This window comes from Streptococcus sp. ALY_208 (genome assembly GCF_058314295.1).
Genome location: NZ_JBZFUI010000006.1, coordinates 146,575 through 170,523, shown reverse-complemented (window position 1 = coordinate 170,523; position 23,949 = coordinate 146,575). Strand labels below are relative to the sequence as shown.

The 23,949-nt window shown below is 39.4% G+C and carries 20 protein-coding genes and 2 tRNA genes; 2 read left to right on the top strand and 20 right to left on the bottom strand.

The window, feature by feature from the left end:
• Positions 1 to 237: 237 nt before the first annotated feature.
• The 17 genes from ftsH to AC4HAI_RS07355 all read right to left on the bottom strand — a co-directional run bounded on the left by ftsH (position 238) and on the right by AC4HAI_RS07355 (position 18,550).
• Positions 238 to 2,214 (bottom strand): ATP-dependent zinc metalloprotease FtsH, encoded by a 1,977-nt coding sequence (gene ftsH / locus AC4HAI_RS07435; RefSeq protein WP_491111093.1) that lies wholly within the window; start codon positions 2,212 to 2,214, stop codon positions 238 to 240.
• A 25-nt stretch (positions 2,215 to 2,239) separates the two neighbouring features.
• Positions 2,240 to 2,788 (bottom strand): hypoxanthine phosphoribosyltransferase, encoded by a 549-nt coding sequence (hpt, locus tag AC4HAI_RS07430; protein WP_491111092.1) that lies wholly within the window; start codon positions 2,786 to 2,788, stop codon positions 2,240 to 2,242.
• Positions 2,785 to 4,053: a tRNA lysidine(34) synthetase TilS gene (gene tilS / locus AC4HAI_RS07425; RefSeq protein WP_491111091.1), complete on the bottom strand. Its 1,269-nt coding sequence runs from the start codon at positions 4,051 to 4,053 to the stop codon at positions 2,785 to 2,787. The genes hpt and tilS overlap by 4 nt, the downstream gene beginning before the upstream one ends.
• Entirely contained in the window at positions 4,050 to 5,369 is a 1,320-nt protein-coding gene (locus AC4HAI_RS07420) for a serine hydrolase (protein ID WP_491111089.1), read from the bottom strand. Before AC4HAI_RS07420 ends, tilS begins: the two co-directional genes overlap by 4 nt.
• Positions 5,359 to 5,472, bottom strand: a complete 114-nt coding sequence (locus AC4HAI_RS07415; RefSeq protein ID WP_491078711.1) for an SP_0009 family protein — start codon at positions 5,470 to 5,472, stop codon at positions 5,359 to 5,361. The genes AC4HAI_RS07420 and AC4HAI_RS07415 overlap by 11 nt, the downstream gene beginning before the upstream one ends.
• A 4-nt stretch (positions 5,473 to 5,476) precedes the next feature.
• On the bottom strand, positions 5,477 to 5,848 hold the full coding sequence (locus tag AC4HAI_RS07410; protein ID WP_491078710.1) for an FtsB family cell division protein: 372 nt from the start codon (positions 5,846 to 5,848) through the stop codon (positions 5,477 to 5,479).
• The gene (locus AC4HAI_RS07405) at positions 5,835 to 6,107 is read right to left on the bottom strand and encodes an RNA-binding S4 domain-containing protein (protein ID WP_491078709.1); all 273 of its coding nucleotides are present in this window, start codon (positions 6,105 to 6,107) and stop codon (positions 5,835 to 5,837) included. The genes AC4HAI_RS07410 and AC4HAI_RS07405 overlap by 14 nt, the downstream gene beginning before the upstream one ends.
• Positions 6,108 to 6,367: 260 nt before the next feature.
• Positions 6,368 to 9,880, bottom strand: coding sequence for a transcription-repair coupling factor (gene mfd / locus AC4HAI_RS07400; RefSeq protein ID WP_491111087.1), 3,513 nt, complete (start codon positions 9,878 to 9,880; stop codon positions 6,368 to 6,370).
• A complete protein-coding gene (pth, locus tag AC4HAI_RS07395) occupies positions 9,873 to 10,442 on the bottom strand; it encodes an aminoacyl-tRNA hydrolase (protein ID WP_491078707.1) in 570 nt (189 codons plus the stop codon). The genes mfd and pth overlap by 8 nt, the downstream gene beginning before the upstream one ends.
• A gap of 83 nt (positions 10,443 to 10,525) precedes the next feature.
• Positions 10,526 to 11,641: a redox-regulated ATPase YchF gene (ychF, locus tag AC4HAI_RS07390; RefSeq protein ID WP_491078706.1), complete on the bottom strand. Its 1,116-nt coding sequence runs from the start codon at positions 11,639 to 11,641 to the stop codon at positions 10,526 to 10,528.
• A gap of 105 nt (positions 11,642 to 11,746) precedes the next feature.
• Positions 11,747 to 12,088: a helix-turn-helix domain-containing protein gene (locus AC4HAI_RS07385; RefSeq protein ID WP_491111085.1), complete on the bottom strand. Its 342-nt coding sequence runs from the start codon at positions 12,086 to 12,088 to the stop codon at positions 11,747 to 11,749.
• A gap of 13 nt (positions 12,089 to 12,101) precedes the next feature.
• Positions 12,102 to 12,875, bottom strand: a complete 774-nt coding sequence (locus AC4HAI_RS07380; protein ID WP_491111083.1) for a CPBP family intramembrane glutamic endopeptidase — start codon at positions 12,873 to 12,875, stop codon at positions 12,102 to 12,104.
• 120 nt (positions 12,876 to 12,995) lie between these two features.
• Positions 12,996 to 13,193, bottom strand: coding sequence for a DUF951 domain-containing protein (locus AC4HAI_RS07375; RefSeq protein WP_491078704.1), 198 nt, complete (start codon positions 13,191 to 13,193; stop codon positions 12,996 to 12,998).
• 372 nt (positions 13,194 to 13,565) lie between these two features.
• Positions 13,566 to 14,702, bottom strand: a complete 1,137-nt coding sequence (gene dnaN / locus AC4HAI_RS07370) for a DNA polymerase III subunit beta (protein ID WP_491111081.1) — start codon at positions 14,700 to 14,702, stop codon at positions 13,566 to 13,568.
• A gap of 156 nt (positions 14,703 to 14,858) precedes the next feature.
• The gene (gene dnaA, locus AC4HAI_RS07365; RefSeq protein WP_491111079.1) at positions 14,859 to 16,244 is read right to left on the bottom strand and encodes a chromosomal replication initiator protein DnaA; all 1,386 of its coding nucleotides are present in this window, start codon (positions 16,242 to 16,244) and stop codon (positions 14,859 to 14,861) included.
• A 200-nt stretch (positions 16,245 to 16,444) separates the two neighbouring features.
• The gene (locus tag AC4HAI_RS07360; protein ID WP_491111077.1) at positions 16,445 to 17,230 is read right to left on the bottom strand and encodes a ParB/RepB/Spo0J family partition protein; all 786 of its coding nucleotides are present in this window, start codon (positions 17,228 to 17,230) and stop codon (positions 16,445 to 16,447) included.
• A 123-nt stretch (positions 17,231 to 17,353) separates the two neighbouring features.
• Positions 17,354 to 18,550: a S1C family serine protease gene (locus AC4HAI_RS07355; protein ID WP_491111075.1), complete on the bottom strand. Its 1,197-nt coding sequence runs from the start codon at positions 18,548 to 18,550 to the stop codon at positions 17,354 to 17,356.
• 194 nt (positions 18,551 to 18,744) lie between these two features.
• Here AC4HAI_RS07355 and rlmH point away from each other — a divergent pair, with 194 nt between their 5' ends.
• Positions 18,745 to 19,224, top strand: coding sequence for a 23S rRNA (pseudouridine(1915)-N(3))-methyltransferase RlmH (gene rlmH / locus AC4HAI_RS07350; RefSeq protein ID WP_491111074.1), 480 nt, complete (start codon positions 18,745 to 18,747; stop codon positions 19,222 to 19,224).
• A 45-nt stretch (positions 19,225 to 19,269) separates the two neighbouring features.
• Here the strand turns inward: rlmH and AC4HAI_RS07345 are convergent.
• A tRNA-Arg gene (locus tag AC4HAI_RS07345) sits at positions 19,270 to 19,343 on the bottom strand.
• A gap of 136 nt (positions 19,344 to 19,479) precedes the next feature.
• On the opposite strand from AC4HAI_RS07345, the gene AC4HAI_RS07340 reads away from it, so the two are divergent.
• Positions 19,480 to 19,551: transfer RNA gene (locus AC4HAI_RS07340), tRNA-Glu, on the top strand.
• A gap of 113 nt (positions 19,552 to 19,664) precedes the next feature.
• Here the strand turns inward: AC4HAI_RS07340 and AC4HAI_RS07335 are convergent.
• Together AC4HAI_RS07335 and AC4HAI_RS07330 are read right to left on the bottom strand one after the other, a co-directional pair.
• Complete coding sequence (locus AC4HAI_RS07335) at positions 19,665 to 22,268, bottom strand: YfhO family protein (RefSeq protein ID WP_491111072.1); 2,604 nt, start codon at positions 22,266 to 22,268, stop codon at positions 19,665 to 19,667.
• A gap of 59 nt (positions 22,269 to 22,327) precedes the next feature.
• Positions 22,328 to 23,947 carry an ATP-binding cassette domain-containing protein gene (locus tag AC4HAI_RS07330; protein WP_491111070.1) on the bottom strand — a complete coding sequence of 540 codons (1,620 nt, stop codon included), beginning with the start codon at positions 23,945 to 23,947 and terminating at the stop codon, positions 22,328 to 22,330.
• Positions 23,948 to 23,949 lie beyond the last annotated feature (2 nt).

Here is a 23,949-nt window from a genome sequence, read left to right as displayed (position 1 = left end):
ACAACCCGCACGCTTGGTTTCTTGTCTATTCAGTTCTCAAAGGTCTTTGTTGTCCTCTCGAGACAACTCCATTATTCTACTATACTTCTACGCCTCTTGTCAACTCATTTTTCTTTTTATTTTTTTAAAAAAGAAAAATACTATACTGAATTTTCTCTGAAGTTGTTGTATATAAAAAAGCAGCTGAAGAACAACCACTTTTTCTAATTTACACAGAGCACAAACCATTTAGATTTTTTATTCTGCATCTTCTGATTCCATTTTTTCTTTGATCTCATCATAAGATAATGCTGGATTATCATTTTCTTCTTCCAAAATGTCATCAGGAAGCTTACCAGTTTCATAAATAGATTTAATCTGTGCCGCATCAAGAGTCTCATACTTCAGCAGAGCCTCTGCAATCAACTTATGCGTTTCTCGATTTGAATTAATAACATCTGCAGCCTTGTTGCGGGCTTCATTTAGAAGATTTCTAATTTCTTCATCAATTATCTGAGCGGTTTGATTTGAGTAAGACTTATCTCCTGGCACTTGACCTGGATTCATAGCATGGTTACCCTCATATTGAACAGGACCAAGCTTGTCACTCATACCATATTCAGTGACCATAGCTCTTGCCAACGATGTTGCTTGCTCAAAATCGTTTGACGCTCCAGAAGTTTGGACATTGAAGATGATCTCTTCTGCCACTCTTCCTCCCATCAAACCAGCAAGCTGCTCTTGTAACTCATCTTTGGATAAAAGTGATTGATCCTCTTTTGGTAGAGAAATCATATAACCACCGGCACGACCGCGTGGTACAATCGTAACCTTATGTACATCACGTGCGCTAGATAATACTAATCCTACAATTGTATGACCGGCTTCATGATAAGCAACCACTTGACGCTCTTTTTCAGAAACTTGCTTATCCTTCTTAGATGGACCAGCGATGACACGATCCTCAGCCTCATCAATATCGCTAGCATCAATCATTTGCTTATTGCGACGGGCTGCCACAAGCGCTGCTTCATTTAGGACATTTTCAAGATCAGCACCGACAAAACCTGGGGTCTGTTGAGCAACAACCTTTAAGTTAACGTCATCTTTAAGCGGTTTATTTTTAGCATGTACCTTAAGGATAGCTTCACGTCCCTTAACATCAGGTCGACCGACTAAAACTTTCCGGTCAAAACGTCCAGGACGAAGAAGAGCAGGATCAAGAACATCACTTCGGTTAGTTGCCGCAATAACAATAATGCTCTCGTTACCCTCAAAACCATCCATTTCAACTAGAAGTTGATTAAGGGTTTGCTCACGCTCATCATTGCCGCCACCCATACCAGTACCACGGCGACGTCCAACTGCATCAATTTCATCAATAAAAATCAATGCTCTTTCAGCCTTCTTGGCATCTTCAAATAATGAACGGACACGGCTAGCACCGACACCAACAAACATCTCAACGAAATCTGAACCCGAAATCGTGAAAAATGGGACTCCGGCTTCACCAGCTACTGCCTTAGCAAGTAAGGTTTTCCCTGTCCCTGGAGGGCCTTCAAGTAAAACACCTGTGGGTATACGCGCTCCTAAAGCACGGTATTTCTTTGGATTTTTCAAGAAGTCAACAACTTCTACTAATTCTTGTTTTTCTTCTTCAGCCCCTGCAACATCTGAGAATCGAACTTTGATGTCATCTTGACTAGCTGTTTTAGCCTTATTACGGCCAAAGCTCATAGCTCCACGATTACCACCAGCTTGACTCATGGTAAAGTAGAAAAAAAGTCCCAGAATACCAAGCGGTAGTATCAGGCTAATAATATTCCAAAAAATTGCGCCACTAGTGCTTTCTGGAATAACCTTTAAAGAAGTGTCATGCTTTTCTGCAGCATCCTCTAACCGATCCAAACCTGGACCACTTGGAAGAATTACAGAAGTATATTTTTTAACTTTAACACTTTTTGAGCCTAGAAGAGAGCTACTTCTGTTTTGCTTGCTCTTTTGAGGTTTTTTATAGTTACCGGACACCTCAACAATACTACCACTAGGCTGGTAGGTGATAGAATCAATCTTATTCGCTTTGATATCACTAATCAGCTCAGAATAACTGAGCTGATTGGATTGCCCAGCATTACCCCGAAAATAAATATTTAGTGAAGCTACGGCAACTACGATAAGTATCAAATAAAGATAAGCACTTCTCACTAATCCATTTTTATTATTTTTATTGTTCATTGACTAACAAAATAACTTTCTATTTTTACTTTTTAGTGTAGATTTCCTCTTTGAGGACTCCTACGTAAGGAAGATTACGATACTTTTCATCATAATCCAAACCAAACCCAACAACAAACTCATTTGGGACATCGTAACAAACATAATCAGCTTCAATATCAACGACACGACCCTCAGGCTTATCAAAGAGCGTTGCAATTTTAACAGAATTAGCCTTACGATACTTAAACATGTCACGAAGATATAGAAGGGTACGACCAGTGTCTATGATGTCTTCTACAAAAACAACATCACGACCTTCAACATTCGTATCTACATCTTTCAGAATTTTTACTTCACCACTGCTTTGAGTTCCACCTTGATAACTAGAAACGACCATGAAGTCCATCTCTATATGAGTGTCGATATGCTTAATCAGTTCAGCCATAAAGGGAACTGCACCTTTTAGGACACCAACCAAAAGAGGATTTTTTCCCTCATAATCTTGTGATAATTGTCGACCAAGTTCTTTTGCCTTAGAGGTAATAGCATCGGCTGAATAAAGAACTTTTTTTATATCATTATCTAGTGTCATAGATCACCAATTTCCTTAGTTTTGATACACAATTTAGCTCTAATTGTAACACAATGAGAGGGTTTACTCAAATATAAATCATCACCCACTGAAACAAAAACAATACTGCCATCTTGCTCACCAATAATGGCTTTGTCCCTAAGATGTTGGGGAATTTTTTCATCAATGAATAACCGACGAACTTTCTTATGGAAAGTTCCAAAATCAATCACATCACCTGACTGTCTTGGGCGTAAAATTAAAGGAGATAGGCTGTAAAGTGAAATAGCTCCCTGATTACCAAACATAAATGTTTTAGAGCCTAGAGTCACAGCATCTCCATATTCTAATCGCTTAGGTTCAAATAAACCATCCGACCTGGGGCTGATTTTATCAATCCAAAAACGCTCTCTTGTGGCATGGAAATAATAGCCTGATTTTAAATAAAAGTCACCACTGCTTGCCTCAACAGCTAATGACACTAGCCAATTAAACTGAGGCTTTGTAAGCTGGAGATTTGGGAAATCTTGCAAGTAATCTTGAATGAGTACAAAACGAACAGCTGGCGTCTGCTCCCTAAGTTGACGTTTGTCTTGAACATCAATATCAGAGCTAAGATCTTTAATAGCTTCTAGAAATAGGGCTACTTCTTGACCTAGATCAGTTAAATGATTGACCAATTGAGGATTTTCCTCAGATAGCTGAGGTAAATAGGTCAGTCTCACCCGATTTCTCAAATAATCTTGCTTATGGTTGGTTTGATCATCAAAATGAAAAACCTCAGGCAAGTCAGATTTCGCAATAGTCAAAAAAGGTCTGATGAGCTGGCCATTGGCAAATTCAATGACTGGCTGCATAGCCACCAGATGTCTGAGCCTACTTCCTCTTAATATCCTCATGAAAATGGTCTCAGCTTGATCATCCTTGTGATGGGCAGTCGTCAATGCAGTATAGCCGTAATTTCGCATGATTTTTTCAAAAAACTCGTATCTAAATGCCCTAGCCTTAGCTTCTGTAAAGGACCCCGAAAAAGTAGCCAGATAAAAAGGAATGGCCCTATCAGAAGCCCACCGGCGTAAATAAGCTTCCTCTTCGTCAGATTGTTTACGTTGCTTATGATTAACATGGGCAACCGCAATGTCAATAGCCAGTTCATGACGATAATAATGCAAGAAATGGAGCAAATTCATCGAATCTACTCCACCTGATACGGCTATCAGAACCCTTTTATGCTTATCAAAGTAACCCTGTTCCTTGATAGTGTTAAATAATAATTGATTAGTCATTTCAAAATCCTATAAACATCATCAGCTATAGCTGTAATATCATCATAGCTGGAATGATTTGTGAAAATTGCTAAAACAAAGGGCGTTTTGCCATATATAATAGCAACATCATGGCGATAATCATAAGCATCACCGATCTTATGAGCAACTCTAACAGAGATATTTTTAGAGATACGTTGCTTGTCATAATCTGTATTAGAAAGGTAGCCAATAATATCACCATCTTGACGGTAAATAGCTGCCATCATAAGACCAGCTGTCTTTGCTGATACCTTACGACTCTTCATATCCCAATCTTGCTCAACAATTTTCTTAATAGTTGCTCGGTAATCACTGCCATATTGGTCCGTCGCATAATAACCTAAGATATTAGTTCCAGCATTATCAGATTTTTGAGCCACTTTTTTCATCAAAGTTTCGATCGTATAAGGTTTATTATCAGCAACTTTGGAAATATCTCCACTGCCTTCTGTGGCATAGGCTCCTCGAAATTTGTTAACAGCTGGCTTATAAATAACCTTTTGTGATTTTTTCAAGCGATGATCATCAATTTGTTTTTGACTGTAATAAAGAAGAGGAAGTTTACTAACACTGGCAGAGTACATAACCTTATCTGCATTGAGCTCAGCAACCTTACCTGTGTCCATCTGCTTAACGTAAACACTAAATTTTTTAGGGTTCTTATATTTTTTTTCTAACATAGCTTGAACAGCTTCTATGCGATTATCTTCACTAGATAGAGAATTTTCCGGAAACCACCCTTGACCCCTAGCATACAAATAATTCCCATGGTAGGTACGAGCCTTCTTGGTAACAGCGACCTCCTTATAAGCAGACAACTTCGTTTTTTTAGTCGCAACACCCGCTACAAAAGCCTTTTTGTAAACGGTGAATTTATCCTTAGTCCAATAAGCTTTTGACTGACTGAAAACTTGCTGACTGAGTAATTGATCATTATAAAACTGCTTGTAGTTAGCTTCAGCATAACGCCCATTTGAAAACTTAAAAACGGGAACACCCTTTTTATTAGTCTTCAAATTTGTAATCGTATCCGTAAAATTAGGTGCTAATGCTTGTGATTTTTGGGTCAATTCAGCATCTTTATAAGTCGCAATAGACTCAAAAACATTTGGATTAGCTGGAATGTCAGAAAAATAGAACTGACTAGACCGTTGAAAACGTCCTTGTTGCCACTCTAATCCCTCCTTACCAGTCCAATCACCTGATACTTGAGTAGCCATCACCAATAATAAAACGGGAAAAAACGTTAGAATTATAGTCACCAACACAGGATTGACTGGTGAATTAATCCTCATGGGTCTCCTCCTCTTTTAAGGATTGATTTTTTTGACTAAGCTCCTCTAATTTTTCATCTGAATGTTCTAAAAACGTCTCGATAAGGCTGATTAAATTTTCCATGATATTACGGGATCAATTCTGGGACAATAAAGGTGACTTCATCAGAATCAGAATAATGATATTTTGCACGCGCATACTTTTCAACAAAATCATCATTTTTCAGCTGATCAGCCAATTTTTCCTTATCCTCAGTTTCTGTCTTTGTCTTATTATAATCTTTTTTTAATTGAGTAATTTGTGCTTTTTTCTCCTGCAAACCACGATAGCTAGCTACAAGATTATAAGTTGGCAAAATAAACAATAGAATAACTAAAATCAAGGTCCACCCCATAAAACGGTGACGCTTACGCGTTTCTTCCTCCTCATAACGTTTAGTAATAAGATTTTCCTTGATAAATCGATTATTCAAGCGAACAACTTTATCATTCTTGCCCATCTGACTCTATCCTCTTCTCACTGACAATCTCATACATACTTTCAGCATCTTCTTTCTTCGTGCTATCTTTCAGTTCTAAAACACGAACGGTCAACAATTTATTACCAAAGCGCACTTCAATGACATCATTAATTTTCAAATCCGTAGATGATTTAGCTAAGACACCATTGACTTTGATACGGCCTTTATCTGCCACTTCTTTAGCAACCGGCCGACGCTTAATGATACGGGATACTTTTAGGTATTTATCCAATCTCATATCAGGATTCCTTTCTTTCCAGAGTCCATCCTCGTTATTCTACCATTTTTTTAGGAAAAAAGCAGAACTGATAAGACTTGCAAAAAAGAAGGTAATAAAAAGAGAGCTAAAAATGCCCTCTTACCAAAATATTAACGCCGAAACGACAGTTCCTATAATTTACCATACAAGACTTTTGTCATACTAATCTTTTCTCTGTCAAAAATCTTTGTCAAGGTTGATAACACTGGATTTTTAAAATGATTTACAAGACTGTCAAGCTAATCTTTATCTTTGGTTGCTTTTCGCTCCTTTATCTCCGCAAAAGCACGGCCGAAAGCCATGAGTTCTTCTAAGATCTCATAATCTTTTTTGCGACGAACATCAAAGATAACTTCGATTTTACCATCGTATTCCCCAATACGAGCCTTAAGCTGGGTCTTGGACAAGGCTTCAAAATAGTCCTGTGTCAAAAAGAATTGTCGAGTTGATTTTTCAAAACGGACCATAATCTCCTGCTGCTTTTTCTCAACCAATTCAACAAAAACATTATCCATATAAGATTTGAGAAGACCGATTTCCAAGAGATAAGCAACCTGATCTGGATAGTCACCAAAACGATCGATCAACTCATCTTGCAGCTGCTCATAGTCAGCCAAGGTCATCAATTCTCGAATACGCTTATAAATATCAATTTTCTGCCGTTCATCACTGATATAGTCAGATGGTAGATAAGCATCAATTTGCAGATTAATCTCAGCATTACCTCTTTGTCGCGTTTGCGACTGGCCTTGTTTTTGTCGAATCGCTTCTTCCAACATTTGAGAATAGAGCTCAAAACCAACTGAGTCAATAAAACCACTCTGGGAAGCCCCTAGAATATTTCCGGCACCACGAATAGAGAGATCTCGCATGGCAATTTTAAATCCAGATCCGAGCTCAGTAAAGCCCTTGATCGCTTCCAAGCGCTTCTCAGAAGCCTCAGACAAGAGTTTATCTGGTTGATACATAAGATAGGCATAAGCAATACGATTGCTGCGTCCAACACGACCGCGTAATTGATAAAGCGTAGATAGACCCATACGATCAGCATTCTCAACAAAGAGAGTATTAACATTAGAAATATCAATACCTGTCTCGATAATAGTCGTGGCTACCAAAACATCATAGACACCATCGATAAAATCAAAGAGAGTATTTTCCAGCTGGATCTCACTCATCTGACCATGGACAAAACCAATAGTAGCTTCTGGGACAATGTCTTGAAGTTCTGCCACTTTTTGCTCGATGCTCTCAACACGATTGTAAATATAAAAGCTCTGGCCACCACGATCAATCTCCCGGATGATCGCTTCACGGATCATACCAGGATTGGTCTCCAAAACATAGGTCTGAACCGGATAGCGATTGGTTGGAGGCGTCTCAATAACAGAGAGATCACGAATCCCCAACATAGACATATGAAGAGTTCGCGGAATAGGTGTAGCAGTAAGGGTCAAAACATCAGACTTAGTCTTTAACTCCTTTAGCTTTTCCTTATGTTTGACCCCGAAACGCTGCTCTTCGTCAATAACAATAAGGCCTAAATCTCTAAAAATGAGATCCTTGGAAAGAAGTCTGTGAGTTCCGATAATGATATCAATTTGCCCTTTAGAAATAGCCTCTAAAACATGGTCTTGCTCCTTTTTAGTCTGGAAACGACTGAGCACTCCAATTTCGACAGCGTAATGTTCAAAGCGCTCTTTAAAATTGTTATAGTGCTGCTGAGCCAAAACCGTAGTAGGCACCAAAACAGCAACCTGCTTTCCATCATTGACCGCCTTAAAAGCAGCCCGCATCGCCACTTCTGTCTTACCAAAGCCGACGTCCCCAACCAATAAACGATCCATAGGCTTATCTGACTCCATATCAGCTTTAACTTCCTTAATGGATCGAAGTTGATCCTGCGTCTCTGCGTAAGGAAAATCCTCATCAAACTCACGCTGATGATCATCATCTGGCGAAAAAGCAAAGCCCTTCAACTGACTGCGCTCAGCATAAAGCTTGAGAAGGTCATCAGCAATATCTTCAACCTGTTTGGAAACCCTATGCTTAGCCCTTTGAAAACGCCCATCATTGAGTTTGTTAATCTTGGGTTCTTTGCCATCACTGGCCATATACTTGGACAGCAGCTCAATTTGTTCAACCGGAATAGAAATCGTATCATTATTTTGATATTGAACTGTTAGATAGTCCCTATGAATACCAGAAATTTCAATGGTCTCAATCCCCATAAAACGACCAATACCATGCGTATTATGAACAACATAGTCCCCTTTTTCTAGCTCATTATAATCTTTAAGCCGCTCAGCATTGCTAATATGCTGACGCCTGATCCGACGTTTAGGGGCCTTATGATAGATTTCTTTTTCTGTAATCAGGACTAGCTTTTCATCCGCAAAGTAAAAACCATTGGTCAAGTGACCTGTAGTCAGCTGACTCTGACCTACTTGCAACTCATCGTCTGCTACTATAGGAATCTTTAATTCATACTCAGAGAGCACCTCCTGAAGCTTTTCCAGCTTGATTTCGGTATCAGCCTGCAAGACAACCGTCGCCCCTGATTTTTGATATCGATTGATTTCATCGACCAAGAGGGGCATCTGGTTGAAGAACTCCTGCATAGCATATTGGGTCAAATTATATATCTGATGGAAACGAATATTGCCCAATCCCTTGTGGAAATTTGAAAAGAAGGTAGCAGGTTGATAATGGCGTAAGGTCTGATAGGTATCTGCAAAATAAACCTGGCTAGCTAGAGCCTTTTCTTGCTGAAGACCTTCCGTTAAGTAGTTAGCAATTTCTAGCTCTAACTTAGCATTGCGGTCTGCCAACTTTTGAAAGTCATCAAAGAAGATCGGAGTCCCCTTTGGAATATAATCCAGCAGACAATAAGTTTTTTCGTAAAAGAAGCCCAAAAATTTTTTTAGATCTTCATGCCGATGCCCATCTGCTACTGTCCTATAGAGATCTTCCAAATACTCCCTGAGACCGTCAGTCTGAGCCTTTGCCATAGCCTCCTCAAAATGAACCATAGCACGCGCACGATCTTTTGATGTCAGGACTGCCTCATCTACTGGACTTAGACGAATCTGTTCACAATTCTTCTGAGACACTTGAGATTCTGGATCAAATACACGAATACCATCAAGCTCATCTCCAAAAAATTCCAAACGATAGGCGCTATCAGTACGCCCATCATAGATATCCAAAATATCTCCACGGTGACTAAACTCACCTGGCGATAAAACCTGAGAAACTGCCTTATAACCAATACTACTTAGCTGCTTCATAATATCAGGAAGTTGATACTCTTTCCCCACTGCAAAATCGAGGACAAATTTGGCATAATCTTGCGGATCCGGCAAAAGAATACGACTGGCTAAGAGACTGATAACCAAAACACCCTTAGCCTCCTGATCCAACAAGAAATTAAGACTCTCGATACGGGATAAAGACTTTTCTTGGGAAGCTACAATAAACTCCGCACCCACAATATCATCCGCAAAAAATTGATAAACGTGATTCTCACCGATCAATCCTATCAGATCCGCAGCCAAATTTTCAGCTTCATTCTGCGTAGCAGTAATCACAACTAGCTTACCCTGATTGGATTGGAAATTAGACGCGATCGCTAAACTCTTGCTGCTGCCAGTCAGCCCCATAACCAACTGACGATCCACTAAACCTGTCTTATCTTGCCATTCTTGAATTTGTTTATTTTGCCCAAATAGGCTTATCAGTGTCTTATCCATTGTATTTTTGCATCGTTTGCTCAAAATCTTGAGTCTCTAAATAAAAGTTAAGGGCTTCTGAAACCTTATCCAAAGAAGCCTGCACAGTCGCATAATCATCCTTATCAAAACGCCCAAGGACATGATTAACGACTGTCATACCAGGCTTGGGACGACCAATACCAATCTTAATTCTGTCAAATTCCTGAGAACCGACATGTTTAATAATACTCTTGATACCATTATGACCACCAGCTGAGCCTTTTTGACGAAAGCGGATCTTCCCCACTTCCATATCCAGATCATCATAGATGACAATGATATCATCAAGCGCAATATTATAATAAGTCATCAAGGCATGAACAGCCTGACCACTCTCATTCATAAAGGTCAAGGGTTTCACAAAATAAACCTTCTCACCCCTAATAAAATCTGACGCTACCGCTGCCTTAAAGTTTTTTTCTTCCGAAAAAGTTACAGGTAATGACTTAACGATAGTATCAATAGCCATAAACCCAGCATTGTGCCGAGTTTCATCATATTTTGTTCCAGGATTGCCCAATCCTATGATTAATTTTGTCATGAATATGCACCTTCTCCTTTATTAGTTTTAAATAAACAGCAAAAGGACTGGAAAGTCCTTTCCAGCCTTAGTCCTATGACCCTTTAAACATTGAAACGAAATTCCATGATGTCTCCATCTTGAACAATGTAATCTTTACCTTCTTCACGTAAGCGACCCGCCTCTTTGACCGCTTTTTCAGAACCATACTTAATCAGATCATCATAAGACATGGTAACCGCACGGATAAAGCCCTTCTCAAAGTCTGAGTGAATGATACCAGCTGCCTGAGGCGCTTTGATCCCACGCTTGAAAGTCCAAGCTCGTACTTCTTTTTCACCAGCTGTGAAATAAGTACCAAGTCCCAAGAGATGGTAGGCTGCACGTGTCAGCCTATCAACTCCCGACTCCTCCAATCCCAGATCTTCAAGAAACATGGCCTTATCATCGTCATCTAGTTCTGAAATTTCCTCTTCAGCACGTGCAGAAATGACAACAACTTCAGCATTTTCAGTCGCAGCAAACTCACGAATTTGCTTAACGTAGTCTATCTCATCAGGATGAGCTACCTGATCCTCATCGACGTTTGCCACATAAAGAACCGGTTTGGTCGTCAAAAGAAAAAGCTGCTTGACAATCTTTTCCTCATCCTCAGTAAACTCAATCGTACGTGCTGATTTTCCATCTTCAAGGACAGGCTTAATTTTTTCAAGAAGAGCGAACTCAGCAACAGAATCTTTATCTTTTTGAGTGCGTGCAATTTTTTCAACACGCGCATAACGTTTATTGATAGACTCTAGGTCAGCCAAGATCAATTCCAAATTGATCGTATCAATATCAGCTAAAGGATCCACAAAAGCATCTTCTCGACCCTGTTCACGCATGACATTTTCATCATCAAAAGCTCTTACGACATGCACAATAGCATCCACTTCACGGATATTAGCCAGAAATTTATTCCCCAGACCTTCTCCTTTTGAAGCGCCTTTTACAATTCCTGCAATATCAGTAAATTCAAAAGTTGTTGGCACTGTCTTTTTAGGCGTAATCATTTCTGTCAACTTCTGTAAACGCTCGTCTGGTACCTCTACCATACCTACATTTGGATCGATCGTTGCAAAAGGATAGTTGGCGGCCTCTGCTCCTGCTTTAGTAATTGCATTAAAAAGGGTTGATTTACCAACATTTGGTAAACCAACGATACCTGCTGTTAAAGCCATCTCTATAGTCTCCATCTCTATTTTTCAATCAGCGTTATTATAGCAGAAAAAGCTTGCAAATCGCAAGCTTAAGGAAATTTGTCAAACAAAGATAACGCACAAACATTATCTAAATATGATCCACAATAACAATAAAACAAATACCACTATTAAAATCCAGCGATTTTTCTCATTACTTAAGAAAGACCACAAATTCATCTGGGGCTCTGTATCTTTTTCAATAATACGAACAACAGTCTTTTCGGGATTTTTAGCTAAAACAAGTTCATCAAGTGTGGTATCAAAAATATCAGCTAATTTAATAAGATTATCTAAATCCGGTGTTGCATCTCCATTTTCCCATTTAGAGACGGCTTGTCGAGAAATAAAAAGTTGTTCAGCTAAATCATCTTGTGAAAATGATTTAGCTGCTCTTAATTTCTTCAATTGCTCTGAAAATACTGTCATGATTACCTACTTTCTATATTTTAGATTGAAATTTATCTCTAAACAGCATGAGTAAAATAAGTGAGCTAATCAATATTATAATGCTTTGTATCAACATAGCACCACTAGTATCCGAAAAACCTACCAGTTGTAACGATAATCTAGTCATATGTAGGCCACCATGCACAGCTATGGCTGCCCAAGTTGTATTAAAAAGAAATTGTAAAATATAAGCTAGACAAGCAAAGCTAAAGGCATAGAACATCGTTAACAAGCCATAAGTTAACCCTTCTCTAAAAATATGAAAACCATGAATCAGTGTGAAAAATCCCACAGATAGCATCATAGTTATAAGAGGTGTATAACGTTTAGAAAATGTTTGCACTAAATAACCTCTAAAGATTATTTCCTCTGGAATTCCTTGATTAACAAAGGCCGCCACAAAAAAGGATACCAGTATCAGTAAAACAGACCAAAAATCTATCTTCCCTTGAAGATGAAAAACAGGCTCATGGAAAATGTTTCTAGAGAGCAGTGATCCCGCACTAACTAAAGTAGCTATGATAATAAATGCTATGGTAAAGCCTTTAAGAGCATTTTTATCAATTTTTAATCTTAATGAAGACCAGCTACTTTTGTCTATCTTTTTGGTAAAAATCCACGCTAATAATAAATAGATCACTAACTGGACAAATTCAAAAAAGGGAGACGGTAAAGGCAAATATCCCATTAGCATAGAGATGGCTAAAAAAGAAATTGTTATCAAAATGCCCCTACAGAGAGATGGTAATACGACTTGCTTTTTCATAAAGACTTTCTCCTTTACTAAGTTTACCTTGACTATAGGCAAACTATTAGGAAAAAGCTAGCACTTTTTAAGGCAACCAACAGTTGCGGAGGGCTTTAAAAACACTGATCTGCTAATAGTCTAGGGTTGCAAAACTTTCTTCATCTTGCGCTCAAAATCATGACGGCTCATCATGACAACATGATCACAATTAGTACAGCGAATCTTAATATCTGCCCCTAGGCGCGTGACCTCCCAGGCATTAGCCTTTTTACCCGTCGCCTTAATAGTGCAGGCATGCGGTTTTTTCATCTCAACTAAGGAACCAACTTGATACATAATGTCCTCCAAATCTTATTTAATATCTCATTATAGCCAAAAAATATTAGCTTTACAATGACTCTGAAGCCTAATACTTATAACTGCTCTAAAATAAAAAAAGAAAGAAGCCAACTGATGTTGAGCTCTTTCCGGAGATTATGAAAAAGACACGTCATTCTACGATACGCCAGTGAGTTAGAAGGACGGGTCCTAGAGCAGCGGAGTCGCTCTAGGGAAAGTTTAAAAAATGATATAAAAAAGAAAGAACCCAACTAGTGTTGAGCTCTTTCCGGAGATTATGAAAAAGAAAAGTTTATTTAGGATTGACTATAGTATACCCTTAGGTACTTAAAACTGCCTTAAATATCCAAACTTTTTTATTTTTTTAGCTTAATTGGTACGAACTGGTGTAATCAGCTGGATAAAATTCTCACCATCATCGCCAGGTGTTAAGGTGAATGGACGAACTGGTGAAATAAAACGAATGCGTACGGTTTCACTTTTAAGAGCTTTCAAGGATTCAATCAAGTAAGTAGGATTAAAGCTAATTGTTAAGTCGCTACCGCTGACCTCTTGGGCATCGATTTCCTCATTAACCTTTCCTACCTCAGGAGAATTAACGTGGGCTGATACTTTACCAGCTTCTATCTCCAGCTTAACCGTACCATTTTGCGTAGCATTAGAAATTAAATGAGCACGCTCCATAGCAGAACGTAGATTGTGAGTATGGAAAAGAACTTCCGTTTCAAACTCAGAACTCAAGAGGCGGTCAGTATCTGGATAGGCACCCTCAAGCATACGAGCATAGAAACTAATGGTTTCACTTCTAAAAAGAATCTGATTACCTGATAAAAAGACTTCGACTGTCTCAATATCATCTGTAAAGACTGATGACAACTCACGTAAAGAACGGCTTGGCAGAACAACATCAAAATCATCACCAGAATGCTCTAAGACTAGTTTACGTTGACTCATACGATGAGAATCAGTGGCAACAGCCTTGAAATTAGTATGATCAGATAAAACAAAATGAATCCCTGTCAAAATAGGGCGACTCTCTTGGGTACTAGCTGCAAAAGCAGTTTCAGAAATGATTCCTTTGAGAACTTTGGTATCAAAAACCAAAGGATTACTAGTAGCAACTTCTTGTAAACGTGGGTACTGCTCCACATCTTTTCCTTTTAGTGTGATTTCAGATTTACCACTGACTAATAGAACCTGATGGTGGTCAATCTCTTTGAAATCAAGACTAACATCAGGCAAACTAGAAACAATATTAATAAAGAAATTTGCTTCTAAAAGAATACTGCCTGACTCAGTAATTAAAAGACCAGCATTTTCATCAGCAGTTGAAATAGTATTCTCAATAGAAATTTGTCCATTGGATCCTGTAAGCGTAATACCAGTAGAGGCTACCTCAATTTTAATACTGGATAAAATAGGAATGGCATTTTTAGAGCTAATAGCCCTTTTAGTCGCATTTAAAGCCTGAAGGAAAAAAGCTTTATTAATAGAAAAATTAATCATAGGAACTCCTTTATTATTTATTAGTATTAGTTTAGTAGTAGTAGTAGGTCCTGTGTATAAGGTGGAAAATCGAGCCTAACCTAGAAAGCTCTAACGATGAGACTTGTGCACAAGCTGTGGAAAAGTCTAGCATCAATCACTAACTTCTCCACAGCTCTATTTAATCTTATTTTTTATGGTGTCAATCTCAATCCTCAGACTATCATCTTGTGCCAGAATATTTTTGATTTTATTGTAGGCATGAAGAACTGTGGAGTGATCCCGTCCTCCGAATTCCTTACCGATTTTAGGGAGACTGTTATCGGTCATCTCACGGGCTAAGAACATAGCGACTTGACGGGCTAAGACAATGTTTTGATTGCGCTTGGTTGACTTGACATCTTTGACAGTAACCCCATAGAATTTGCTGACCTGCTTTTGAATCTCCTCAATAGAGATGACATTAATAATAGGAGCATCTTGCTTACGCGCCCGAATCGCTTCGGCTGCGATATCGACAGTGATAATTTCTGCCTGCTTGAAGGTAGCAACAAGATTGATATCCTTTAAAGCCCCTTCAAGATCACGCACGTTTGAATCAAACTGGCCAGCCAGATATTCAATAGTATCAGAAGCAAAGGTATAAGGAAACCCCTGTTCCATAATTTTATTAGTCAAGATAGCGATCCGTGTCTCGTAATCAGGTGGGGTGATGTCAACAGTTAAGCCCCACTTGAAACGGGTAACCAAGCGCTCTTCAAGATTATTGAGATGATCGGGTGTGCGATCACTAGTCAGGACAATTTGCTTATTATTGGAATGGAGGTCGTTGAAGGTATTGAAAAATTCAAATTGAGTACTTTCCTTATTGGCCAAGGACTGGATATCATCAATAAGGAGGACATCTAAACTTCTAAACTCATCCTGTAACTCTTCCATTGTTTCCAAGCGAATGTGATTGACAAATTCATTGATAAAGTTTTCAGCTGTGATATAGCGAACACGCGCACTAGGATTATTCTCCAAGACAGTGTTCCCAATGGCATTTAGTAAGTGTGTCTTACCTAGCCCTGGACCTCCCCAGATAAACAGTGGGTTATAGGTCGTACCAGGATTATCAGCAACCGCCATAGATGCTGCCTTGGCCCATTTATTTTCATCCCCTTGAATAAAGTTATCAAAGCGATACTTGGTATTGAGGTTCGATTGAATAGCTGGCTGAAGATTAGTCTCAGGTGCTCTTATTTGACCATAGCCTTGCTGGTAACTTCCTCCTTGAGTGTTAGAAGAGGGGGTTACTGGTGATGGAATTTCAGAACTTTCAAAGATGTACTTAGCCTGAAGTTGGGTATTAAAAACCTCAAATCCGGCTGTAATCAATACCTGTTGAAGATTTTTTTCCCAGAACAGCTCCTTCATTCGATCGATAAAAATAATGGCAACATTATTGTCCACACGAATGAGCTGGGCATCAAGGACAAAAAATTCAAAAGTCGCTTGACTCAGCTGTTCTCTAGCCAATTCAAACACTCTATTCCAAAAAACTTGCTCTTTTTCGGTCATAGGTGACTCCTTAAGTGATTAAAATCTGTTCTTGGTTTTGAAAAGTATTCTACCATAAAAATAAGAAGTTTTCCACAACCTGTGGGGTAAAAATCCACATTGTTCAAAGAAGTTTTCCACAACCTGTGGAATATCACACAAGACTTGAAATAAGTAGTATTTAAAGATTTTTTTACTGTTGAAAAAGAAAACATCTAAGATTAATTATCCACATCATTTTGCAGCTTGTGAATAATTCTGTTGAAATCCTCTTGGTTAGAAAAGGAAATAGTAATTTTTCCCTTTTGAGAACGGTTGATCGAAATAGTGACAGGATTCCCGAGAGCTTGGCTCAGTTGACTTTCAAGATCTTTCTTAAAGAGATCTTCTTTTTTAGCTTGTTTTTTTTGCTTAGCTTTAGGAGCTAGTAGGTGCTCCAAAGTACGAACGGATAAATCTTGATCGATAATCTTTTGCAGCCACCTATCTTGTTCTTCTTCGGACAAGCGTAAAAGCAGTCGTGCATGCCCTTGAGAGATGTCTGCTTGTTCGATGGCCCGTTTGACAGCAGGCGATAACTGCAATAAGCGAAGACTATTGGAAATATAAGGCCGAGATTTCCCCATCACTTGAGCAATCTCCTCATGTGTCATTTTTTTGGAGGCAATCAGGTTTTGATAAGCCAAAGCTTCTTCGATAGGATTGAGATCAGAGCGCTGAAGATTTTCAATGACGGCTAGAATTTGGCTCTCTTGATCAGATAAGTCTTTTATGATAGCAGGAATCCTATCAAGGTGAGCTAATTGGCTAGCTCTTAAGCGTCTTTCCCCGGCAATGAGTTCGTAACCAAAAATGGCCGATCGTCTCACAACGATGGGTTGGAGCAAACCATTTTCTTGGATCGACTGCGCCAATTCCTCAAGCTCTTTTTGCTGGAAATGAAGGCGTGGTTGAAAAGGATTAGGAGAAATATCATTGATAGGAATGAGGGTTAATTCTTGTGTCATAGCAATTCCTTTCGAAGTGAGAGGGGGCCAGCATAAGCTAATACTGGCAAGAATATCAACTGATGGGGAGACGTTTAAAAAAGGAGTCCGAGACTTTCCTCTCGAACCCATTTCTAGTCTGTGCTATTCCTTGTCTTCTTTTTCAAGATCTTGACTGGTTTTTGTCAACTTAATCGTTGTTGTCTTCTTACTACCATTGCGGTAGAAGGTAAGGGTTACAGAATCACCAACTTTATGCGAGTAAAGAACTTCTTGTAACTCAGCAACGGTGTTGACAGTCGTATCATCAATTTTAGTGATGACATCGTATTCTTCAAGTTTACCATCAGATGGCATACCCTCTTGGACAGAGCCAACAACAACACCTGCTGTCACCTCATCTGGGATATCAACCTTATTCTTAGTAGACTCACTAGCAGTCGCTAGGTCAGCCATAGTGATTCCCAGAGCTGGACGGACAATCTTACCGTCTTTTTCTAATTGGTTGACGATAGTGACAGCATCATTAGCAGGAATGGCAAAGCCTAAACCTTCTAAACCAGCTGCACTAATTTTACTTGAGTTGATTCCGATGACCTGTCCTTCAATATTGATAAGGGCGCCTCCTGAGTTACCTGGGTTGATGGCAGCATCTGTCTGAATGTATTTATTTTGAACAGTTGTGCCATCCTCAGCTTTAGAAGGCATAGAACGATCGAGTGCTGACACAATACCAACTGTTACACTATTAGCCAATTCAGTATCCAGTGGGCTACCGATAGCAATGGTTGTTTCACCGACTTTGAGCTTTGAAGAGTCAGCAAACTTTGCAACTTTTGAAACAGCAGAGGACTTGACCTTTAAGACAGCCAAGTCTGAGTAAGTATCCGATCCAACCAACTCTACTTTGATCGATTTCTTAGTATCCTTCTCCTTGCCACGCATGATAGTTAGCTTCTCGGCATCGGCTACGACGTGGGCATTGGTCACGATATAGGCATCATCGCCATCCTTTTTGTAGACCACACCAGATCCTTGTGCGATAGGCGCAAGACCGTTCTCATCAATTTCCATACCCTGTGCTTGGGCTGCTTCTTTTGTCGCAGAGTCGTTGATCTTCTGATAATTGGCTACAGTCACCACCGCATCTTTAGTGGAATCAACGGCTTTGGTAATATCTGAAGAATTGTTGTACTGATATTTATCTTGGACAGTTGGCTTGAAGACATTTCCGCTGTCGTTTAGCTTTAAAACCAACAAGGACGCCAATAACCCACCGACGAATCCAAGGATAAGGACTAAAACTGGCTTGAGCCAGGACCATATAGTATGTTTTTTCACTGTTAAACCTCCAAGGCTAATAAGCTTTTCTTTTTTTCCTAACTACTATACCCTAATCTGACCAGAAAGGCAAGAATCCACAGTCTGTGGAAAACCTTGTGGATTAAGATCAGAAATCCTAGTAAACTAAGAAAAATAGACTAGCAACTCCTGTGGAAAACTTTGAAAATCAAGGACTATGCTATAATAAGATTATGAAAATAAAAATAATCAGTGTTGGAAAATTAAAAGAAAAGTATCTAAAAGACGGTATTCAGGAATACCAAAAACGCCTGAGCCGCTTTAGTAAGCTAGAGATGATTGAACTCCCAGATGAGAAAACACCAGACAGAGCCAGTCAGGCAGAAAATAAGCAAATTATGAAAAAAGAATCCGAACGGATCTTAGCAAAAGTTGATGATCGTGATTTTGTTTTTGCCCTAGCTATAGAGGGGCAGCAATGGTCTTCAGAAGCATTTGCGAAAAAAATAGAGGAAGCGACCCTTAGAGGCTTTTCTACGCTAACCTTTATTATCGGAGGGAGCTTGGGGTTGGCACCAGAAGTCAAAAAGCGTGCCAATTTATTGATGAGCTTTGGGAAGCTGACCCTGCCCCATCAGCTAATGAGGCTGGTCTTGGTGGAGCAGATCTATCGTGCCTTTATGATTCAAGAAGGCAGTCCCTATCATAAGTAGGCATAATAAAAGTCTTGAGCCTATTGCTCAAGACTTTTTGAGAGATGATTCCAGCAGGATTCGAACCTGCGACCGTTCGCTTAGAAGGCGAATGCTCTATCCAGCTGAGCTATGGAACCGACACTCGCTATATTTTAACAAAATAGGCTGAATACTGTCAATATGGAAAGGAATGGAAAGGTTAGAGCAGCAAAGATAAAAATTGGAAAAAGAGTGTTGACATACAAACATAAATACCGTAAAATACAAACATATGGTCCGTTGGTCAAGGGGTTAAGACACCGCCTTTTCACGGCGGTAACACGGGTTCGAATCCCGTACGGACTATAGCTCAAAATGGAGATTGCAAAGGCAATCTCCATTTTTTATATTTATCATATAAAAAAGCGTTTGAGGTCCTAGCCTCAAACGCTATTATCGTTTAATGAATGATCCTGACTTTATTTTTCGTCATGCTTAACCTTCCAGAAATGGTTATAGAGGTAATGGTAGCTGGCAAACAGTAGGATGCCAAGCAGGGACAGCCAGACTGACTGGGTGAAACCATGAGGTTTAAAGATTAGCTGAACCTGTCCCTGCCCTTTTGGAATATCAACAGCCATAAATCCTTTTTGAGCCCTTCTGATAGGGACTGCTTTTCCATTTAAAGTGGCCTTCCAGCCTTTATCATAAGGGAGTGTGAAAAATAAGGAACCAGATTTTTTACTCTTAAACTTAGCTGTGACCGTGTTTTTGTATGTACTCACATCAACCTTTCTTTGGTTGATGTGAGTCATTGCTTTTTGATAGCTAACAGTGTCTAAAGCATAGATGACTGGACGATCAAAGCTAACCTGGTCACTTTCAGGAAAACTGACAGTTACTGAAAGCGGTGTATTCTCATCATAGTATCCTAGATCAAAGAAACTATAGGCATTATCAGTGGTATAAGTGGTCTGTTGACCATTAATAGTGATGGTTAAGTTAGAGGTATCTGAATGACTAGTGACGATAGAAGGTAGGCTGACATAGACTTGCTTATGAGCAGGAGCCATTAGACTAAAGGAAAAACTAGATGCATTTTCCCCATCATTTTGAACAGTGCTCAGTCGATTGGGTGATGAACTTGAAGCACTATCATCTAGATCATAATGAAGACGGGTAAAGTATTGCTCCTGACTACCACTGAGGGCATTAAGCAGCCTCGTTTGATTATCCAAAGTATTGACAGTGAAAGGAAGATCATGATACCGCCCTTCGGTCATGATAGCAAGCGATGCGGCCTGATTGTTCTTGTAAAGTTTTTGAGAACCAACTTCTTCTGCTAGATGAAAGCCGTATTTATTGATAGGAGCTTGTGAAATATTGTACTTAATGGCAAACAAGCTATCTGCAATAATGGTATTATTTTGATAGCGCAGATTAAGATTAGTTCCAAATGATTGAAAGCCTAAACGATCCAGAACACTGCTGGATTGGGTATTTCTAATGGAAGAAAACTGAGAAATGCCATTGTAATTATACTTCATGCTATCATTTCCCGTTTGGGGGAGAAGACGCTCAGTTCTGTAAAAATAGCTCTCCGCCTCCTTCGTCCCAGATACTAACTTGTCAATCGCCTGTAAATTTTCCTGGTAACCATCTCGGGTCGGAAAGACCCATTCATCACCTAGAGCAGTGACATAAAAATAGCTATTTATTCCTATTTCAAATAAGCTAAACAGTAAGATGACACCTAGAAAGAGTCTTCTGCTTAATTGCTGGTACTGTCTAGAAGCAAGAATGACAGCATAGGTGATCAAGAAAGTAAAGGTTAACAGGAAATTGACAGGTTTGACAAAGGTATAGTAATCATGGTAAACCAGAGTAACAACAAACCCTGAGGCTAAAAGACCAAAGGCGATTCCCAAGTGCAGGCTACTAATGTTTTTGAAAAGAGATAGGGCTTCAGCAGCCATCATAATAATCAGAGTTGAAAACAGCCAAGCATACCGATGTAAAAACATATTAGGGGCATGCATGCCCTGCCACAGAAGGTCTAAAGGATTGAGATAAAAACTAGCAATAAAGATGGCAATGAGAAGAAAATAAGCGAGCTTGGTTGACCATTTGATCCCTTTGGCAAAGAAGAAAAGTAGGGCCATTAAGAGAGGAAAAAGTCCTACATAGATCATAGGTAAAGCCCCAAACTTAGTGGTATCATAGGCTCCAACTAAATTCTTAGCAAAGATATCAAGAGCCCAGCTCTTCTCTGTAAACAAAGTTGACACCTTTGAAAACTCTTCACCGTGTGTAGAGAGATCCAAATAAGTAGGGGTCAGCATAATGGATGATGTAAGGCCAGATAACAAGGAGAGCACACTAAAATGGATAAAGGCTACTCCTGCTGACTTCCAACTGCTTAGTCGTGTCAACTGGGCTAGAAAATAAAAAGTAAGAAAGATGGCTGTCATAAAGCCAAAATAGTAGTTTTGTATAAAGAGTAAAGTTAGACTGACATAGTAGAGGAGAAACATTTGTTTCTCTAAAAGGAGATGCAATCCAAGAAGAATTACGGGGACTAGAATAAAGACATCCAGCCAGGTGTTAATTTCTAATTGGCTGACAGCAAAGCCCATGAGTGCATAGGAGGTTGACAGGGACAATATCAACCAGATTGACAAGTTTTTAAACCGATGTTTAAGTGTAAAGCCCATTGACAATCCTATCAAGCCAAACTTGACAAGCGTGAACAAATAGACCGCATCAGGCATGGTTGATAGTGTAAAGAATCCGTAAAGAGGCGACAAAAAGGATCCTAAATAATAACTGATCAAAGCATAGAAATTGAGTCCTAGACCGCTAGTAAAGGTATAAAAGATACTGTCACTACCATGCAGAATATTGCGTAATTGGTTAGCAAAAATAACGTACTGATGAAAACCATCACTCGCTAAAATCGTTGTACTACTTCCCCAGTAAATACCTTTTGACCATAGAACAATAGCCATCATTAAGGCTGGTATCAGAAAACTGAGACTATAAAATAATCTATTATGGTTATAGAGGTTAATAATTTTTTTCATATCTTATTTCTAAAAAAGAGTCCAAGACAGCATGGTCCAGACTCGTAAGGCAGGCTAGATTATTTCCAGAGCGCCTTGACCTTAGCTTGAACGTCTTCATTGTCAAGGAATTCATCATAGGTCTCATCAATACGGTCAATAACACCATTTTTTGAGATGACAACGATGTGGTTGGCTAAGGTCTGGATGAACTCATGGTCATGGCTAGCGAAGATAATAGACTCTTTGAAATCTTTCAGTCCATCATTCAAACTAGAAATGGACTCCAAATCCAAGTGATTGGTAGGATCATCTAGCACAAGGACGTTAGACTTAAGTAGCATCAGTTTGGAGAGCATGACGCGCACCTTTTCCCCTCCAGATAAGACATTGACAGACTTGTTAACCTCGTCACCGGAAAAGAGCATGCGACCTAAGAAACCACGCAAGAAGGTATTGTCATCTTCTTCTTTTGAGGCAAACTGACGAAGCCACTCAAGAATAGACTCCCCTCCAGCAAAGTCTTTTGAGTTATCCTTGGGCAGATAAGAACGACTGGTTGTCACGCCCCACTTGATGGTTCCTTCATAGTCAATTTCACCCATCAAAGCACGAATCAATGCTGTCGTTTGAATATCATTTTCACCGATAAAGGCTGTTTTGTCACCAGGACGAAGGATAAAGCTGATATTGTCAAGGATCTTTTCACCATCGATGGTAACAGAGAGATTTTCTACGCTCAAAAGATCATTACCAATCTCTCGTTCAGATTTGAAATTGATAAAAGGATACTTACGACTCGACGGAACAATTTCCTCTAGTTCAATCTTATCCAGCATTTTCTTACGTGATGTCGCTTGCTTGGATTTTGAAGCATTGGCTGAGAAGCGAGCAACAAATTCCTGAAGCTCTTTGATTTTTTCTTCAGCCTTAGCATTGCGATCTGCCTGTAGCTTAGCAGCCAGTTCAGAAGATTCTTTCCAGAAATCGTAGTTACCAACATAGATCTGAATCTTACCGAAGTCAAGGTCAGCCATATGGGTGCAGACCTTATTGAGGAAGTGACGGTCATGGGAAACCACAATCACGGTATTTTCAAAATCGATCAAGAAATCTTCCAACCAAGCAATAGACTGAATATCAAGACCATTGGTCGGCTCGTCTAAAAGAAGAACATCAGGCTTACCAAAGAGGGCTTTAGCTAGGAGAACCTTGACCTTATCACCGTTGCTAAGTTCACTCATATTTTGGTAGTGAAGATCTTCTGGAATATTGAGATTTTGCAGGAGCTGTGAAGCCTCACTCTCTGCTTCCCAGCCACCTAGCTCTGCAAAAGTCCCCTCTAACTCAGCTGCACGGACACCATCTTCTTCGGAAAAATCTTCCTTCATATAAATAGCGTCTTTTTCTTTCATAACGGTATAGAGCTGCTCATTTCCCATGATAACCACATCGATAGCACGCTCATCTTCATAGTCAAAATGGTTTTGACGAAGAACAGAGAGGCGTTCGTCTGGCCCTAAAGACACATGTCCTGTTGAGGGCTCAATATCACCAGCTAAAATTTTTAAGAAGGTTGACTTACCAGCACCGTTGGCACCGATCAAACCATAAGTATTACCAGATGTAAAGTTAATATTGACATCATCAAAAAGTTTACGATCACTAAAACGCAGTGAAATATTGGAAACTGTGAGCAATG